This window comes from Ruegeria sp. HKCCD7296 (assembly GCF_013110775.1).
GTDB lineage: Bacteria > Pseudomonadota > Alphaproteobacteria > Rhodobacterales > Rhodobacteraceae > Ruegeria.
This window is the reverse complement of sequence record NZ_WVRF01000011.1, coordinates 69,882-88,225: the sequence shown is the minus strand read 5'-3', so window position 1 is coordinate 88,225 and position 18,344 is coordinate 69,882. Positions and strand designations below refer to the sequence as shown.

Sequence of the window (18,344 nt, the reverse complement as noted above, 5' to 3'; positions counted from 1 at the left end):
TCAGGCCGGAGAATGGGTGCGATTGCGCGCGATCAATTGGGTGATGATGACTGGCGAGGCCACTGCCAACGCGATCAGGTCCGCTGTCAGGCTTGGCGCGACGAAGATCACCCCCGCGATCGCCATCAAAATACGCGACGCTATGTTCAATGACTTCAGCCAGTAACCGACCACAGCTGCGGACAGGGCGATGACACCGGCGATACAGCTGGCCGCAGTGTACGTGAACTCCCACAGATCAAAACCGGTTGAGGATACAAACAACAGCACCGGAGCGTAGACAAAAGCCATTGGCGCGATCACCTTGCCCAGCCCAAGGGTAAAGGCGGACAAACCGGTTCGGAATGGGTTGGAGTTCGCAATGGCCGCTGCCGCGTAGGCTGAGGTGCAGACCGGAGGTGTGATCTCGGACACAACACCATAGTACAACACGAACAGATGACTTGCGATGGGTGGAACGCCCAACTGCGCCAGTGCTGGCTGTGCTACAGAGACCAGCATGATGTATAGTGCAGTGGTGGGAATGCCTGCACCCATCAGGATGCACACCACGGCTATGAAAACAAGCGAGATAAACAGCTGAAGGTCTTCCATGGCAAACAACTGGAAGCTGCCGAACGAGATCATGTTGTAAAGATCAGCCGCCAGATTCCCCGCGCCCTGCGTCACCATGAATCCGATGCGGAAGCCGATGCCGGTGGTGTTGATCACACCGACAACAATGCCAACCGCGGCCGCCGCAGCACCCACGGCCAGTGAGTATTTTACGCCCAGTTCGACCGCTTGCAGCATTTCAGGTACTTCGATGCGTTTCTGGGGGTTCAACGTTGCGACTGCTGAAAGCCCACATAAGATCAGGGTCATGTTCAGGTCGAATCCGCCGTCCGAGAATTTCCAAAGCACAAAGGCCAAAAAGGCTGCCGCGTAAATCAAGGTTGGAGGTTGCCTGAGCCGCGACATGCCTGCGATGACCGCAAGTGAGATTCCGCAGAAAGCTGACATGAACGGCGTGTAGCCAGTGAACAATACGACAAGCAGTCCAATCAGAGGCACGATATTGGCCCAACCTTCGGCCCAGACGGCTTTGAGTTGCGGCAGTTGTTCCTTGGCAAGGCCCTGTAGGTTCAGTTTGCGTGCCATCAGATGCACCACGGCAAAGACGCCTACGTAGTGGAGGATGGCCGGGAAGATCGCCGCGATGACGATTGTGGTATAAGGAACTTCAAGAAATTCGGCCATGATGAAGGCGGCGGCCCCCATGATCGGTGGGGTGATTTGTCCACCAGCCGAAGACGCGGCCTCGACACCCCCGGCAAAGTGGCCGGGGTATCCTAGGCGCTTCATGTTGGGAATTGTCAGCGCGCCGGTTGATACGGTGTTGGCCACCGAAGACCCCGAGATCGTGCCGAAGAAGGCCGAGGACACCACCGACACTTTTGCCGGACCGCCTGTATAGCGGCCCGCCAAAATTGTAGCGTTGTCGATGAACAATTGTCCCAATCCGGTGCGCTGGGCGATGACGCCAAACAGGACAAAATGAAAGACGATGGTTGAAACAACCCACAGAGTGACCCCGTAGATACCCTCTTGCGGGAAGTACATCGACGAAACGAAGGTTTTGAAGTTCACGCCGGGATGTTGCAACAACCCGGGGAAGTACGGCCCCAGCAGGGCGTATGAGATAAAGACACAGATGATCAGCGGAAGCACCCACCCTAACGTGCGGCGGGCTATATCCAGCACCAGCAGGATGATGATGACGCCAAGAAACACATCATATCCGTTGGGATTGCCCATTCGGAAGGTCTGTTCCTCGATTCCCAGAAACGGGATGCCGCGCCAGGCAAGACCAACATACAACGCGGCCGTGATGCCAAGCGCCATGAAAACCAGGTCATAGAGGGGGATATTCCCAATGCGGAACCGGCTGACCTTAAGGGCATATAGGCTCTTGGCCCCGACAATCGGGATCGTGGCGTAGACAAGAATGAACAGCAGCGCCAAATAGATACCCATATGCCAATGGTCGGCGGGCAGGCCAAATCCGGCAGTAAAAAATTCATAAAACGCAAAGATCAGGGCGACAACGCGCAGCACCTTGCCTGTGGTGGGCGTGACTTGCCGGACGGCAGCACCTTCATCGAACTGTTCTTCGATGGCCGCCAGTTCCTCGGCCGTCAGTTCGTGGTCATCAAGTTTCTGGGTCTCGGACATGATGGCCCCCCGATTTCGCAAATTTCCAGAGTGCGGTGCCCCGCATAAGGGGCACCAGCGACAGGTTTCAATTGGGTTCGTTTACTGAAGCAGACCGGCTTCTTTATAGAATTTCTCGGCACCCGGATGCAGCGGAACACCCAAGGCTTCGACACCGTCCAGCGCCGTGTCAGGCGTGATCTGCTTGCCTTTTGCATGGCCATTGTCCAGCAGTTTGCGGGTGTTGTCGTTCCACAAAGCTTTGGTCAACTGATAAACTAGGTCTTCCGACAACTCAGAGGACACCACAAGCATCGCGCTGACCGCAGGGGTCTTGGTTTCTGCGTCGATTCCTTCATAAACGCCGCCAGGGATGGCGGACGGGATATAGGCTGGGATGATCTCGTTGATCTTCGCCAGATCTTCGTCGCTGAAGGAATACAGGTTCATGCCTTTGGTCGAAGACAACTGCACCATCGCGGCAACAGGCCAACCTGCAGCGTAGAAATAGGCGTCCAACTGACCATCTGCCAGACGCTCGGCGCTTTGGCTGTTGTTCAGCTCGGCTTCTTCCATGTTGTCGCGGTTGACGCCCCAGGCGTCCAACATCTGCAAAACTGCAACCTGCGTACCAGAACCGGCCTGCGCAATACCAACGCGTTTTCCTTCCAGATCGCTCAGATCGTTGATCGTCTCACCGGCTGGAAGCACCAGATGCAGGTCTTCGGGGAACAGGTTTGCGACGATGCGCAGGTTGGGGTGGGGTTTGCCTTCAAATTTGCCTTCGCCAAGATACATCGAGCGGGTCACGTCGGCTGCGGCAAGACCGGCCTCAAGCTCGCCATTCTGTACGGCAGCATTGTTAAAGACAGACGCAGTTGTCGATTGTGCAATCGCGATGAGTCCTGGTACGCCGCATTGGCCACCCTCTTCGCAAGGACGCGAGCCCGGAGGGGCCGAGATACCGTTCGCAATGGTGCCACCGATGGGGAAATAGGTTCCACCAGCTCCACCGGTGCCGATGCGGAAAAAGGTCGGATCCTGCGCCAGCGCCGGTGCGGCCAGCGCACCAGCCAAAGCCAGACCCGTCAGACATTTCACTAGTTTCATAGTCGTCTCCGTTGTTGGATCGTGGGATTCGGTTTTCCCGAACCTCGATCCTGAGAGCGTAAAGACAAATTTCATTAATACAAATTTGTTATATTTCACAAAACTAAAGTTTAGCTTATATATGAGTTATGAACCTGACACAGCTCACAGTCTTTCGCGAAGTTATGGAAACAGGCTCCATCGCTCAGACGGCCAGAAAGCTGAACCGCACCCAACCAGCGATCAGCTTGGCACTGAAGAACCTGGAAAAAACTCTGGGTTTGACATTGTTTGAGCGTAAAGGGCGGCGGTTGGTGCCGGTCCCCGAAGCGCATTATTTGCTTGCTGAGACGACTGGTATCTTGGACCGTCTAGCTGCGATCTCCAACACAATGGAGGGGCTTATTAAAGGGCATTCAGGCAGCCTGAATATTGCAACCATGCCCGGTCCTTCTGCCTTTTTGTTTCCGCGGTTTATTAGCCAGTCAGTTGGTGAAAACCCTGACATTAAAATCACTTTGTCAACGCGCAGCTCACCGCAAATTATCGAGCTTGCGGGAACACAGAATATCGATTTTGGCTTTGCGGATTTCGAACATTCCAACGGTAAAGGGCCGCAGTATTCCGTCGAATTGATTATGGCGGATTGTTTCTGTGCCATTGACCGAGAAAACCCGCTTGCCGTACGTGATCGCATCTCGGTCTCCGATCTCGACGGGGTTCCAATGGGTGGTCTTCATGAGACGCACCCGTTTCAGCGCAAAATAAGGGCACAGTTCCAAGGGGCCTCTGCTCAGTATAACTCGACGGTGACCTGTCAGTACTTTTTACCCCTGATCCCCTTCGTAAGTTCGGGGCAGTGTTGCACAATCGTGGATCCTCTGACCGTTGCAACCGAACGGGAATTGCAGCTGTCTGGCGGAAAGGTCGTGTTTCTGCCCATCGAAAGCCCACTTAGGTATGAATACGCGATATTAGAGCCAGTACACCGCCCTCCTTCACAGTTGGCCCTGAACATCAAAGCGGGCTGGAAATCTGAAGTCCTTGCGATGCTTGAGGATGTGTCTGCCAATCCCAGCACCAGTATTGTCAGAACAGAGGGGGAGGCATAGTAGTGCCTAACTGCGCGGGGCGGCATACGCTTAGACAACGCTTGGATCATCTCACGTTTAATCATTCGAATACGTAGCTTACCAATAATGAAGGGCCCCTTTTCAAAGGGGTAATTGTTTTCCCTACTCGTATCGTGCACAGCCTTCTTGCTATTTCTTTGGTATACTTTCTTACTACATTTGCCGCGTACGCCCACTCCGGCGATGGGTATGGTGGTGGTTTTGCGGCGCGGGTGGTCTGATTGCTTTTGCCGGGATTGCGTTTCTCACGGGTGTCGCCTGAGGATGAACGACCCCAAACCCCTTGCATCTGTCCCATTGGTGTTGGTGGCCGATCCGGCGTCGGCACATAGTTCCCTGCCGGGTATCGAGGGGTTTTACGTTGGAATAATCCACCCCTTTTCAACGCCACCGCAAGCCCTGCTGATGATTGGCCTGCGTTTGCTTGCTGGCGGGTTCAAACCAGCACATGCGAGATTTCTTCTTGTAAGCTTTTTTGTCACCAGCCTAGCTGGCCTCATTTTCGCGATTGGCTTTGCTGAAATCGATTCAATGATGTTTGCAATGGCCTTTTTGGCTTGTTCAACGGCTGCACTTTTTCCCGGAAAACCTACGCTTCTTGCAACCTTAGTGATCGGGCTGGGTGCATTTTTGATCGGTGATGCTTCGGTGCCGGACGATGGCCCATCCCAAGACAGGGTGTTCACGATGTCCGGTTCGATGATCGGTGCCAACTTAGGTTTGCTGTATCTTGTGGGTATTTGCTTTTTAGTCGGGAAGCACTTTACACGGCCGTGGGTTGGAATTTCTTTCCGTGTAATTGCAGCGTGGTTGGGTGCCGTTTCGCTTTTAATGTTGGCTCTCAGTTTTTCAAGTACGAACCTGACCACCCAATAGGTAAGTAAGTTCACTTCACAATGGCGGCACAGCGTCACCGGTCGGGGCGCTTAAAGGCCTTTTCATATGTAAACCGAAAGGGTCTGGCCCGATCACGCAAGGATTAGGGATTGCGCCTTGGCTATCGCCCGATCAGCATTGGAAGTGTCGCCCAACCCTTTGAACGCCCGCGCTACGGCCCGCCAGTTCTGCGCCGAGGTTGGTTTGAGTGCGGTGCGCTCGTTGGCCAAGGCCAGTGCAAGATCAAACCGACGCGCACGTAAGGCGGCCTCCAACAATGTCCAACCGATGATGTCACGCTGAGCAAAGGATCCGCCAAGCCGGTGGGTCAGGTAGCGGACGGGCAAAAGCCGATCCACGCAATCACCATATTTCTCATTCTTGAAATCGCGCATGGCCAGGCAGAAAGGCATACCAATCTCACGGCTCATGGCGACGTTGGCATCAGACGCGTTTTCTAGATATCGCTCATTGGCCGTCAATAGCTTGTCTTGTGCCTCGACCCTGTTATCTGACACAAAGGTCATCATCGCGTGGACATCGTTAAACGCATAAAGCGTGTCCTGCGCGGCGGGCTCCCACTTGTCCGCGAGGTGTTTCCATCGGTCGCCAGACTCTTGGCCAACAAGGTTGATGCGCCACAGCAAGGCTGAAGCGTCCAGTTCCTCATATTTATTGCCGTCCTTCTGGCGCGAGTCCAAATGCGCATCGAAAATTTCGTACACCTTGTCGTATTGCTCGATATCAAGGTGGTAGAGTGCGGTGTGCCACCAAAGGTGATTGGCGAAATTGGACGTGCCCCATTCACCTGCGCGTTCTTGCATGAACCGCACGCCGCCCATCTGGCGGCCACGCATTTCCATAACGTGGGCGACAGCATGCACGGCGTAGGGGTGATCAGGGCGAATGGCCAAAGCCTGACGCGCCAATTGTTCGGCGTGGGAAAAGTCACGGTTCTCTTCGAGGCCAAAAGCATAGAAACCCAGCACGAATTCGTATCCGGGTATACTTTCTTCCCAGAGCGTGGAGGCGCGGGCGACCACGTCGCGCTGCCCAGCGACGTCTCCTAGAAGAACGTCGGTGTAGTGAACCAACTCCATTGCCAAGAGGTCCATGGGGTATTTTACCAGCACGGCCTCCCATTTCTGCACCGCACCGTAGAAATCACCATTTACCCAGGCTTTGACCGCCTCGTAATGGCCAATCTCGCGATCATTGGCGGATTTGAGGCGCTTGCCCGCCTCGTCCAAAGCCGCGACCATCTCGCTGTAGATGCGAGTTTCCATGGATTGGGTCAGCCAACCGGCCTTAAAAAGCCAACCCATGATAAATTCAGGATGCTCGGCCAGAACCGCGTCGATTTCCGCAATCGCGTCGCCCCGAAAAGACAACGACATCTCAATCGCGCGTTCCAATCCGTCAATGGCCTTGGAGTCTTTATACGAGATTGGCACGCCCCGACAATCGGTGAAAGTTGCCCGTTTGTGTGAGACTTCAGATACGGCCGTCATGCGCACTCCTTCCAACAAAAGCTGAAATTAAGGTGAAGGTATTCCGCTGGAAAGCTAAGCCAATTGCAAGTCTAAGTTGCTCACGCCGTCGGTTGTGCATTCTCCGGGAAACGTCACGCCTTCCGCGCCGCTTCAAAGCCAGGGGATGCGCTTTGTCCAATACGTCTTGGTCTCTGATTGTTTCTTCAAGCGTTTTCGTTTTTCGGAAGATATCCACCCCGTGTTTGCGGGGTTTTCATTTTCAAAACCTGTCCAGCCACGAGGTTGCGCAGCATTTGCGCCGTGCCGCCGCCTATTGTGAACATTCGTGCATCACGCATCATGCGCTCGATGGGAGTGTTGCGCGAATACCCGCGTGCGCCGTGTAACTGCAACGCGTCGTTGGTCACTTTCACCGCCATTTCCGAGGCGAAGACCTTGGCTTGCGCCGCCAACATGGGATCAGGAAAACCTAAGTGCTGTCGGTCTGCACTGGCCGCTGCGCGCCAGATCATCATCCGAGCGGCATCAATCTGCATCGACATATCGGCAATAATCCACTGCAGACCCTGGAATTCGGCAATCGGGCGACCGAACTGCTCGCGCGTTTTTACAAACGCCAACGTTGCCTCATACGCTCCGCGTGCGATCCCAAGCGCGACCGCCGCCGCCCCGACGCGTTGCGCATTGTAGGCGTTCATCAATGCGGAAAAGCCATGCTTCAGCCCGTCGGGCGGTGAAATCAACCGGTCCAGGGGCAGGCGCAGATTATCCAGAATGACCTCGGTTTCCGGGATGCCACGAAGGCCCAGCGTCGGCTCACGCGCGCCGATCATCAGCCCGTCTTCGCCCAGATAGCCTATAAAGCCACCGATCCCTTTGAATTCGCCCTCTTCAATAACTCTGGCAAAGATCAAATAGAGCTGCGAGACGCCACCTCCCGTGATCCAGTGTTTCTTTCCCTTCAAAACCCATGCATTGCCTTCGCGCACCGCTGTAGTGGTCATTTCGGTCGCGGCGCTTCCTGCATCAGGCTCTGTGATACAGATTGCCGGTTTGTCACCGGCCAACACATGCGCTGCCGCACTTTTCTTTTGGTCGTGTGATCCGTAGGTGATAATCGCGCCGACGGCTCCCATATTTCCTTCAACAGCGATCCGACCCGATACTCCACATTTTGCAGCCAACTCTTCAACAACAAGTGCGACGTCAAAATAGCTGTGACCAGGACCGCCAAGCGATTTGGGAACGCTCATGCCCATTAGCCCCGATTTGGTCATCGCTTCGACAACGCGGACCGGATACCTCTCGGAACGATCAGTTTCTGCAGCAAGCGGGCCGGAGACGGTTTCGGCGATGTGCCGAGCCTTGTTTTGAATTTCGCGTTGTCTGACGGATAGCTCGAATGACGGGGTTGCTGAATAGTTAGCGTCTTGAAGCATGGTGCGCTCGCCTTGTTGATAAAGTCAGCATAGCATCGCCAAAAAAATTTATGTTAGTTTCAATTTCTTGTTTCTTGCATGAGGTTTCCTCATGAAGACTGCAGCGCCCCTATGAAAGTATCGATTACAAGATCTGCCCGGCCGTCGGAGTTTGTGAAAGCTCCGATCTCTCGGGAAAACGGCGGATCCCCAAAAGGAAGCGTGCGCAGGCGGTTCGAAAATGGCCGACGACCTTTGCAGAGCGGAACAATCGAAACCCCGAGCCCCTCACTGACAAGATTGGAAATTGCATCCAGTGAGTCGATCTCCATCGCACTTTTCACGTCAATGTTCTGAGCACGCAGTTCTTCTTCAATGCTCTGGCCTGCCCAAGTCTTACGGTTGAACCAGATAAACGGTTGCGTGCGCAGCAAGTCCTGCCATTTGTCGCCCTTGGCATGCGCTGGAGCTACAACAACGAAAGGTTCAATCGCGATACTGTGCCAATCCAGACCGGGGATCGGGTTCACAGGTTTGGTGCATATCGCAACGTCTACATGCCCATCCGTGAGCTTCTGGGCCAATGCAGATGAACTTCCGTTTTTTACCTCGACCTGCAAGGCGGGATAGGTCGTCTGCAGCGCCTTCAGGCCAACCGTAAGGAAGCTTGCCAAGGCCGTGGGGACAGCCCCAATCGCCAATCTTGATCTGACGATCTCACCCCGTGCTACACGCGCCGACGCTTCGAAGAGGGTCAGAGTCTGTTGCGCGTGCTCTGCCAGAGCGCGTCCCCGCGCCGTCGGTACAGGGGGTCGCTTGATACGGTCAAACAACTGTACGCCCAACTCATCTTCCATGGCCTTTATCTGAAGGCTTACAGCCGAAGGCGACAGCCCGATGACTTCCCCTGCAGCAGCAAAAGATTTCTGTTCAATGACTGCGAGTAGCGTTTTGAGCTGGTTTATGTTCATAACGATGAAATTGACCACACCATCGCATCGAAATCTAGGCTTAGGGCTATAGCCCAACTGCTCTAGCATAAAATCGGAGATGAAATGAAACTTGTGCGATTTGGTTCACCGGGCCAGGAAAAACCGGGAATTGTAGACGAAGAAGGAAGGATCCGCGACTTGTCGACAGTTGTCGCTGATATCAACAGTGACGTGCTTACCGATTCCGCGCTTGAAGTTCTTCGGTCCGCGGACGTCTCCAGTCTTCCGCTAGCAGAAGAAGGGGCTCGTCTGGGGGCCTGTGTATCCGGTATCGGGAAGTTCTTGTGCATTGGGCTGAACTACAGCGATCATGCCAAGGAAGCGAATATGCCGATCCCTAGTGAGCCGATCCTGTTTATGAAAGCGACCAGTTCCATCGTCGGCGCTTTTGATGATGTCATTATCCCAAAAGGCTCTCAAAAGTCTGACTGGGAAGTTGAACTCGGGGTCGTGATTGGAAAAACTGCTCGTCATGTCTCCGAGGCGGATGCCCTTTCGTACGTCGCGGGATATTGCGTTGTAAATGACCTTTCTGAACGCGAGTTTCAAATCGAGCGGGGCGGTCAGTGGGTTAAAGGAAAATCCTGTGACACATTTGGCCCGATTGGCCCATGGCTGGTGACTCGGGATGAAGTTCCGGATCCGCAGGCACTTGCCATGTGGTTAGAAGTGGACGGCGTTCGATATCAGAATGGTTCGACCTCAACAATGATCTTTGGAGTGGCAGAACTCATCTCCTATTGCAGCCGGTTTATGACTCTGGAGCCTGGCGATATCATTTCCACCGGCACGCCTCCGGGCGTCGGTATGGGGCAAAAGCCTGAACCGGTATTTCTGAGAGAAGGTCAACAAATTCGACTTTCCATCGAAGGCCTCGGCATACAGCAACAAAACACGGTTGCTTATAGCTGAATACACCAATTTGCTGGACCAACAGCGGATTCAAAGCGGGTTCAGCTTTAGGATCTTGGCTGCACGGTGAGGGTTGTTTTACTCGCTGGACGCTGAGATCGCCCACAAAATGGAAAAAGGGACGGCGGGTGAGATACCGACCGACCCTATTTAGTTTCGGAACGTGAATTTAACCAGCCAGGCGAATTCCATCGCCGTTGTCGGGCTTGAAAAACAAGAGCCGGTCTAAATATCGTGGCGAGACACTTGATGGGCGGACAACCAAACAGGAATCAATCATTTTTTTGCTTGTTTAGGTTTGTTACTATTGCTCGATTTTGAACTTCGCGGACAATTGTTAGAGGATTTCCACGCGACGCAAATTCAATCATTTTCGTTGAATAAAGTTTCCATGCAAACTGCCAAAGCTTCCATGGTAGCAACAAAGCGAGGCAGGTTAAGGGGGTCATATTCGAAGGCAAGTCTGAAGTACAACATCAGATGGTGCGCCGATTTTCATTGATCGACTTTTTCAGCCCGCTTTCAAGAATCTCGGAGAATCCTGCACGCCAAGGAAGGCGGCTGCGTTCCAGTGAGACGCTTTGGCCAGTGGTTGCCCGAAATCGCAGGCGGTCGACCATCAGGACATCGGTGCCAGCCGTATCAGGTGCACCTACCAGATCCATTTCTCCACGCGCTAAACGAAAGACGCGCGTGGCGAGTTCGGTTTCACCTGAGGACAATGTCACGCTCCATCCCGTGTGATCGTCGACGGTTTTGCCGCCGAAAGTGACAAATGATCCAACCCCGCGCCTCGTTGTGATCAGGCCCTTGCGGCTGAGGATCTCCAGGCTTTTTCGTACCATGTTGCGACTGACCTAGAACCGCTTGTTCAGCGTGTTCTCACTGGCCTGCGGCGCACCCTTGTCCAGCCTGCCGGATCGGATCCCCTCCTCTAGCGTGAGGGCGACCCGCACCGATTTCGGAGCGCCGATCTGTTCAGCACTTGTTGCGTCATGTTCCCTAGCCAGCTTCGGAATTCTGTCAACACAGACGTGTGCAGTTCGGGGTTCCAGTGAATGCGACACCAACAGACTGCCCGGAACGCATCCCGTTCTTCTTCGTTCCCTGGCCAGTCATGTTGACTTTAGTGGAAACTCCCTCTTATCATTAGTACGCTAACGAAAATGGATTTGTGCATGGCCTACTCACAACCAAGCTTGCTGTCGGATGCGCTGTGTCTTCGTAAGCAGGCTGGGGTTCGTGTAATCGCGGGTGGCACAGATTTTTATCCGGCACTACGACCGGGTGAGCAGACGGAGAATGTGTTAGACATAACCAGAGTCGGTGGCCTGTCTGACATCAAGCAAACGGAAGACGCCACAAGGTTTGGTGCGGCTGCTACTTGGTCGAATGTTGTTAGAGCGGATTTGCCCGCAGCGTTTGACGCCTTGAAACAGGCAGCGCGTGAGGTCGGAAGCCTGCAAATCCAGAACGCGGGCACGATTGCCGGGAACATTTGCAACGCGTCACCGGCGGCAGATGGTGTTCCGCCTCTGCTGGCCTTGAACGCTGAGGTTGAGCTTGCCAGCGCAGCGCGAGGGACACGCATTCTGCCGTTGGGCGAATTTATTACGGGAGTGCGGCAAACGGTGCTTAGAGAAGATGAGCTGGTGACAGCCATCATTGTGCCAAAACAACATGTCCGCATGACATCCGGCTTTGAGAAGCTAGGCAGCCGCCGCTATTTGGTCATCTCGATTGCCATGACGGCGGTTAACATCCTGCTGGATGCACAGGGCAAAATCGCAGATGCCCGCGTCGCCGTAGGGTCCTGTTCCGCTGTGGCGCAGCGGCTGACAGCGCTGGAAGCGCGTTTGATCGGGCAGGATCCCTATAAACTAAGGATTTCGCAGGACGACATCGCGAGTCTGACGCCCATTGATGACGTCCGGGGGGCGGCATCGTACCGGTTCGACGCGGTGCGTCATCAAGTTCAGCGCGCAATTCACAAGGCGGTTACGTCATGAACAAAGCGTTGTCAGATACCCCGGTTCCATTCCAACTGAACGGTCGAGAGGCGGCCCCACTCGTCGCACCTGGCCAACGATTGTCCGAGGTTTTGCGTGAAAGTCTGAGTCAGCGTGATGTCAAGATCGGCTGCGACGCAGGGGATTGCGGGGCGTGTACCGTACTGATCGATGGTGACCCAGTTTGCGCCTGCCTGACCCCGGCGCATCAGGTTGCAGGGCGCAAGGTCGAGACTGTGCAGGGGTTGAACGCCCAAGACCCCGTTGCCACGAGGTTAAAGCAGAGTTTTCTGGATCATGGGGCGGCGCAGTGCGGCATCTGTACGCCGGGTATGATCGTGTCCGCTGTCGCGCTTTTGCGAGATGTGCCTGCGCCCACCGAGACGCAGGTGCAAGACGCTTTGGGTGGCGTGCTGTGTCGCTGCACGGGCTACCGCAAAATCATCGACGCTGTCATGGGCGCGCCTGCCATGGCAACCGAAACAGCAGGCCAGGTGGGTGACGCGATCCAACACTTGGATGGGATCGAAAAGGTCTCAGCTGTCGTGAAATATGGGGACGACGTGGCGCCGGCCGGGTGCCTTGAGGTTATGGTAATCCGCTCGCCCTTTGCGCGGGCAACCTTCGAAATCGGTGATCTTGAGGGGTTTGCGCAGGCGGCTGGGCTGGACGCGGTCCTGACGGTGGCGGATGTTCCGGGCCAGAATTGCTTTGGTGTCATTCCGGGGTTTGAGGATCAGCCCGTTTTCGCCGAGAGAGAAACTCGGTTCCGGGGTGAGGCGGTCGCTGCCCTGGTCGGCGCGCGGGATGCTCTGCGCGCGATTGATCCTGACGTATTGCCGATCGTTTGGACTGAGTTGCCTGCAGCTCAGGACATGGGCGCAGCTCAGAGTGTCTCTGCGGCACAGTTGCATAAGGGGCGGAATAACAACGTGATGTGCACCGGGTTTGTGACCTGCGGCGACCCTGAGGCGGCGCTGGAGCGTGCCCATGTGACTGTGGAAGGCCGATTTCAAAGCGGCTTTGTGGAACATGCCTATATAGAGCCAGAAGCGGGGTTTGCAGAACTCGTAGACGGTCGTCTTGAGGTGCATGCCTGCACGCAGGCCCCGGTGATGGATCTTGACGGGCTTTCGCTTGTTCTGGGGTTGGATCGCGCCAAAATCCGGGTGGTTCCTACTGCTGTTGGCGGCGGATTTGGTGCCAAGTTGGATATGAGCGTTCAGCCTTATCTGGCGCTTGCGGCGATTAAAACAGGCAAGCCGGTACGGCTTTGTTATTCACGCACGGAATCCATGCAAAGCTCGACCAAGCGGCACCCGTGCGACATCACACTCAGGATCGGAGCTGATGAAGATGGCAAGCTGTGCGGCTTTGACTTTCGCGGCAGCTTCGACACTGGTGCTTATGCCAGTTGGGGGCCAACGGTGGCGAACCGGGTTCCGGTCCATGCCTCGGGTCCATATCGCGTTGCGGACTATGTAGCGCAGGCCAAGGGCGTTCACACCAACAACCCGCCATCCGGTGCGTTTCGTGGTTTTGGCGTGCCGCAATCGGCCATCGCGCAAGAAAGTCTTTTTGACGAACTGGCCGAGAAATTGGGAATGGACGCGCTGGAATTCCGCATAGCGAACGCATTGGACAATGATGTGCCGACCGTGTGCGGGCAGGTTTTTGATCAGGGCGTCGGGATCAAGTCTTGTCTTGAGGCGTTGCGGCCTGCCTGGGATTTAGAACGTGCAGAGGCCGAGGGGTTCAACGCCCGCAACGAAAAGCTGAAACGCGGCGTCGGCATCGCAAGTGGCTGGTACGGGTGCGGCAACACATCTTTGCCCAACCCGTCAACCATCAAATGTGGTATTCGCGCAGATGGCTCGGTGGTGCTGCATCAAGGTGCGATGGATATTGGTCAGGGGGCCAACACCGTCATCACGCAGATATTTGCAACCGCGCTTGGGGTCGAAGCAGGTCAGATCACGCGCGTTGGCGTGGATACGGATGTAACACCTGACGCGGGCAAAACCTCGGCCTCGCGCCAGACTTTTGTCTCGGGTAATGCGGCGCGGCTTTCGGGCAAAGCGTTGCGGGCTGCGATCCTGGAGCGTTTGAATGTGGCAGAGGATGCAGTTCTGGGCTTCAGAGACCGAGAAATCCATGCAACCGATGCCGCAGGATCTCATGTTTTGACCCTGTCTGCGCTTGCAGCCGATGAAGACGGTTTTGTTCTGCGTGCGGAAGAAAGCTATGATCCTCCGACAAAACCCCTGGACGACAACGGGCAAGGGCATCCTTACGCCCAATTCGGTTATGCCGCGCATTTGGCCGTGGTCGAGGTAGATACCGCGCTGGGCATTGTCCGACCTGTGAAATTTGTCGCGGCTCATGACGTCGGCCAGGCTATCAATCCGATGCTTGTGGAAGGGCAGATTCACGGTGGGATTGCTCAGGGACTTGGCATGGCGCTGATGGAAGAATACATCCCTGGCCGGACTGAGAACCTGCATGACTATCTGATCCCGACCATTGGGGATATCCCTCCGATTGAAGCGATCATCATCGAAGAGGCTGATGCGCATGGGCCTTTCGGGGCCAAGGGTCTGGGAGAGCACGTCTTGATCCCCACCGCGCCTGCGCTTTTGAACGCGATCAAACACGCAACCGGGGTGCGGTTGTACAAAGGCCCTGCGACCCCCAGCGTCGTTCATGAGGCCCTGAAGAAGAGCGTGATGCAATGACCAATGCTTCGAAGCCCGAAAAGATCCGCTGCGATGCCTGCCCGGTGATGTGTTACATCGCCGACGGCAAGTCCGGCGCTTGTGACCGCTATGCAAACCATGGTGGTGAACTGGTACGGTTGGATCCGCTGACCATCATCCAAAGCGGGCCGGATCTTGTACCGTTTATGGGAGAGGGCGCGTCCGCGGATTGGGATGGTGACATCTTCAAAGGAGAGCGTCAGTTTGTTACTGCCGTTGGCGCAGGAACAACCTATCCCGATTACAAGCCCGCCCCCTTCATCGCCAGTCAGAAGGTTGAAGGTGTCGATATGGTCACGGTCGTGACCGAGGGGATCTTTAGCTATTGCGGTGTGAAGGTAAAAATCGACACCGACCGCCATATTGGCCACGAACGCGATGTTGTGCGCGTGGATGGCGAGCCGATCGGCCATGTAATGACATCGGAATACGGGTCAAAGATGTTGTCTTTGGGTGGTGTCGAGCACCTGACGGGTGGCAGTAAGAAAGAAGGCCGTGTGACTTGTGACGCGCTGCTGCGGCTGTGCAACCGAGAACCAGTGACCATGATAATCGGCGAAGAGGATCACGCGACAGAAGTTGTGGTGCAGGCAGGTCAACCCCCGATCATAAATGGCGTTACCGAAAGCCTAATGCGCGTGGGCTGCGGCTCGGCCACCATTGGCATGTTTCCGAAACAGTGGATCGGCCATGTGGACGACGTTGTGGTGGTGGACGATCACATAACCGGTGTTCTCAGTGAGCACGAAACAGGCAAGCAGCTAGACGTGCCGGCGACGGGGATCAAGATCAAGGGGCGCCGCTCGACGCCGGGGCGGTATTTTCAGGTGGCAGAACCCGGAACAGGGTGGGGCGGCACGGATATTGAAGATCCTCTGGCGATCCTCGGCCCGTTCAATCCCAAAACAGCCTGGGAAGGGTTGCGGTTGTTCATGGTGTCGACCACCGGTGAGCAATTCTCATATTACGAGCTTGATGCTGATCTTGTTCCGCAACAGCGAGAGGTGCCCGCGAAACTTGCGTCCTCGGCGGCGTTGATCGCGGAGAACTGCGAACCATCGGTTTGCTCGGTCCTGTTCATGGGCGGGGCAGGGGGATCGCTGCGGGCGGGTGTCACAGAAAACCCAGTGCGTCTGACCAAATCGGTTAAGGAGGCGCTGACGCATGTGTCCTGCGGTGGGGCGGATGCTTATGTTTGGCCCGGCGGCGGTATCACTGTGATGGTGGACGTTCTGGACATGCCAACCAGTTCTTTTGGCTACGTTCCAACGCCTGCTCTGGTCGCGCCTATCGAGTTCACCCTGCGCGTGAGCGACTATGCCGCGTTGGGCGGGCACGTCGACCATATGCGGCAGGTGAGTGACATAAACTCTGATCAGGCCCGTCATGTGCGGCAAAATCCCAAAGCGGGGAATCCAATGGACCTTGGCAACTACCGCTGGAAGGCAGACGCGGAATGAAACCGCACGCGCGCCTGTTGCCCGATGGCCAGCGCTTGCATTTGCAGCATGGCCCCAGCGATCTGATCGTATGGGCGGATGGCGCGCGGGATCACGCGTATCGGGCCGCAATGCGTCGGTTCGAAACCATTATTGCCGAGGTGGTCGAGGAGCTGCCTGACCTTCGTGCGATGTTGTCACCATTTACCAACCGCCCCATGGGCGCGGTGGCACGCCGAATGCATGATGCGTGTCTGCCTTTGATGAATGTAGGCTATCTAACCCGGATGGCCGCCGTGGCGGGAAGCATAGCAGACGAGGTTCTTGCGGCCATGACCAAAAACGCGGATATCACCCGCGCTTATGTCAATAACGGTGGCGACATTGCCTTACATCTGACGCCGGGGACCTCGTTCAAAACAGCGATCAAGGCCCATGACGGTAGCGATTTGGGCCGGATCGAGGTCACAGGTGCGGATCGAATTGGCGGTATCGCGACGTCGGGCCGCCACGGGCGTAGCCTGTCGTTGGGTATAGCAGACAGCGTGACAGTTCTTGCTAACTCTGCCGCCGAGGCTGATGCCGCAGCAACACTTGTTGCCAATGCAGTGGATGTGCCAGGGCACCCTTCGGTCAGCCGTCGCGCAGCCAGCGGGGTTGACGAGAACAGCGATCTTGGGGGCTTGCCTGTGGTTGTCGGTTGTGGCGCTTTATCGGCCAGCGAGTGCCAGCAAGCATTGGCCTTCGGCGTCCGTCGCGCAACATCGTTAAAGACCCACGGTTGCCTTAGAACTGCGGCACTGTTCCTTCAAGGCCACGCCGTCACGACCGGCGCACATATTTTACCCATTCAACACGAGATCCAAAATGTCCCAACTTAACGTCCGAAAGACCGCCTATTCCGTTGAGGAGATTTTCCACGAAGGTGGCCCTGTCCCTGCAACACCCTTGCGCCGGGCGGCGGCGATCGCGATCATCGAGAACCCGTTTGCAGGGCGGTACGAGCCCGACATTCAGTGGTTCATGGAGGACCTCAAGCCGCTGGGATTGAAAATGGCAAAGCGTCTGGTCGAGATGCTGGGAGGCGCTGACAAAATCGAAGGGTATGGCAAAGGCGCAATGATTGGAGAGGCCGGTGAGTTGGAGCATGGTGCACTGTGGCACGCGCCCGGCGGATACGCGATGCGCGAGCTTCTGGACAACTCGAATGCGATTGTGCCCTCATCCAAAAAGGTCGCCGGTGTGGGTGGGCGGCTGGATGTGCCGATCACCCATATCAATGCTTCATACGTGCGCAGCCATTTTGACAGCATGGAAGTTGGCTTGAATGACGCACCCAAGGCGGGCGAGATGGCCGTTATTCTTGTCATGAGCACTGGGCCCCGCATCCACGACCGGGCTGGTGGCCTGGCTGCAAAAGACATCAAAGGAGAGGATGGGCTGAGATGAATGCCAAGATCCGCAAAATTGCCGTGAACATCGAAGAAACCCATACCGAAATCGGGCGCAAGATCGACCCGGCCACGCGCAAAGCAGTTGCAGTGGCCGTGATCGAGAACCCGTTTGCAGGTGCTTATCAGGAAGACCTGAGTGCGCTGATGGAGATAGGCGCGGAATTGGGTGCGTTGTTGGGTCGCAAATGCGTCGAAGCCCTTGGTATCGCGCCCGAACAAGCTGAAAGCTATGGTAAGTCGGCCATGGTGGGAGAGAATGGCGAGTTGGAACACGCCGCTGCAATTCTGCATCCTAAACTCGGCGCACCACTGCGGAAAGAAGTAGAGAAAGGAGCGGCCTTGGTGCCGTCCTCGAAAAAGATGGGATCTCCGGGTCAGGTGCTGGATGTGCCTCTTGGACACAAGGATGCGGCCTATGTGCGCAGCCATTTCGACGGGATTGAAGTGCGCCTGAATGATGCGCCGCGCGCAAACGAGATTATGGTAGCTGTGGCAGTGACTGACAGCGGGCGGCCGCTACCGCGAGTTGGTGGCTTGACCCACGACGACGCAGAAGGCAAAGACGGGCTTCGTTAGGAGC

At 55.8% G+C, this 18,344-nt stretch carries 15 protein-coding genes; 9 read left to right on the top strand and 6 right to left on the bottom strand.

Annotated features, from left to right (window positions below; translation table 11 throughout):
- The gene (locus GS632_RS14995; RefSeq protein WP_171176386.1) at positions 1-2,214 is read right to left on the bottom strand and encodes a TRAP transporter fused permease subunit; all 2,214 of its coding nucleotides are present in this window, start codon (positions 2,212-2,214) and stop codon (positions 1-3) included.
- An 81-nt stretch (positions 2,215-2,295) separates the two neighbouring features.
- Positions 2,296-3,303 (bottom strand): TAXI family TRAP transporter solute-binding subunit, encoded by a 1,008-nt coding sequence (locus GS632_RS14990; protein WP_171176388.1) that lies wholly within the window; start codon positions 3,301-3,303, stop codon positions 2,296-2,298.
- A 128-nt stretch (positions 3,304-3,431) separates the two neighbouring features.
- On the opposite strand from GS632_RS14990, the gene GS632_RS14985 reads away from it, so the two are divergent.
- Positions 3,432-4,394: a LysR family transcriptional regulator gene (locus tag GS632_RS14985; protein WP_171176390.1), complete on the top strand. Its 963-nt coding sequence runs from the start codon at positions 3,432-3,434 to the stop codon at positions 4,392-4,394.
- Between the two features lie 285 nt (positions 4,395-4,679).
- Positions 4,680-5,291 (top strand): hypothetical protein, encoded by a 612-nt coding sequence (locus tag GS632_RS14980; protein ID WP_171620782.1) that lies wholly within the window; start codon positions 4,680-4,682, stop codon positions 5,289-5,291.
- Between the two features lie 92 nt (positions 5,292-5,383).
- Here the strand turns inward: GS632_RS14980 and GS632_RS14975 are convergent, their stop codons facing one another.
- The 3 genes from GS632_RS14975 to GS632_RS14965 form a co-directional block, all read right to left on the bottom strand.
- Positions 5,384-6,802: a tetratricopeptide repeat protein gene (locus tag GS632_RS14975; RefSeq protein ID WP_171176394.1), complete on the bottom strand. Its 1,419-nt coding sequence runs from the start codon at positions 6,800-6,802 to the stop codon at positions 5,384-5,386.
- A gap of 185 nt (positions 6,803-6,987) precedes the next feature.
- On the bottom strand, positions 6,988-8,223 hold the full coding sequence (acdA, locus tag GS632_RS14970; RefSeq protein ID WP_171176396.1) for a 3-sulfinopropanoyl-CoA desulfinase: 1,236 nt from the start codon (positions 8,221-8,223) through the stop codon (positions 6,988-6,990).
- A gap of 89 nt (positions 8,224-8,312) precedes the next feature.
- On the bottom strand, positions 8,313-9,191 hold the full coding sequence (locus GS632_RS14965) for a LysR family transcriptional regulator (RefSeq protein ID WP_171236271.1): 879 nt from the start codon (positions 9,189-9,191) through the stop codon (positions 8,313-8,315).
- Between the two features lie 66 nt (positions 9,192-9,257).
- On the opposite strand from GS632_RS14965, the gene GS632_RS14960 reads away from it, so the two are divergent.
- The gene (locus tag GS632_RS14960) at positions 9,258-10,106 is read left to right on the top strand and encodes a fumarylacetoacetate hydrolase family protein (protein ID WP_171176400.1); all 849 of its coding nucleotides are present in this window, start codon (positions 9,258-9,260) and stop codon (positions 10,104-10,106) included.
- A 476-nt stretch (positions 10,107-10,582) separates the two neighbouring features.
- On the opposite strand, the gene GS632_RS14955 is transcribed toward GS632_RS14960, so the two are convergent.
- Entirely contained in the window at positions 10,583-10,951 is a 369-nt protein-coding gene (locus GS632_RS14955; RefSeq protein WP_174827339.1) for a hypothetical protein, read from the bottom strand.
- Positions 10,952-11,284: 333 nt separating this feature from the next.
- On the opposite strand from GS632_RS14955, the gene GS632_RS14950 reads away from it, so the two are divergent.
- Genes GS632_RS14950 through GS632_RS14925 form a run of 6 tightly spaced genes read left to right on the top strand, consistent with a single transcriptional unit; the run spans position 11,285 to position 18,340 of the window.
- Positions 11,285-12,115 (top strand): xanthine dehydrogenase family protein subunit M, encoded by an 831-nt coding sequence (locus tag GS632_RS14950; RefSeq protein ID WP_171176402.1) that lies wholly within the window; start codon positions 11,285-11,287, stop codon positions 12,113-12,115.
- Positions 12,112-14,850: a molybdopterin cofactor-binding domain-containing protein gene (locus GS632_RS14945; protein ID WP_171176403.1), complete on the top strand. Its 2,739-nt coding sequence runs from the start codon at positions 12,112-12,114 to the stop codon at positions 14,848-14,850. The genes GS632_RS14950 and GS632_RS14945 overlap by 4 nt, the downstream gene beginning before the upstream one ends.
- Entirely contained in the window at positions 14,847-16,331 is a 1,485-nt protein-coding gene (locus tag GS632_RS14940) for a 6-hydroxynicotinate reductase (RefSeq protein ID WP_171176405.1), read from the top strand. Before GS632_RS14945 ends, GS632_RS14940 begins: the two co-directional genes overlap by 4 nt.
- Positions 16,328-17,191, top strand: a complete 864-nt coding sequence (locus tag GS632_RS14935) for a UPF0280 family protein (protein ID WP_171176407.1) — start codon at positions 16,328-16,330, stop codon at positions 17,189-17,191. The genes GS632_RS14940 and GS632_RS14935 overlap by 4 nt, the downstream gene beginning before the upstream one ends.
- Complete coding sequence (locus GS632_RS14930) at positions 17,178-17,759, top strand: amino acid synthesis family protein (RefSeq protein WP_171176409.1); 582 nt, start codon at positions 17,178-17,180, stop codon at positions 17,757-17,759. Before GS632_RS14935 ends, GS632_RS14930 begins: the two co-directional genes overlap by 14 nt.
- Complete coding sequence (locus GS632_RS14925) at positions 17,756-18,340, top strand: amino acid synthesis family protein (RefSeq protein ID WP_171176412.1); 585 nt, start codon at positions 17,756-17,758, stop codon at positions 18,338-18,340. The genes GS632_RS14930 and GS632_RS14925 overlap by 4 nt, the downstream gene beginning before the upstream one ends.
- The last annotated feature ends 4 nt before the right edge of the window (positions 18,341-18,344 follow it).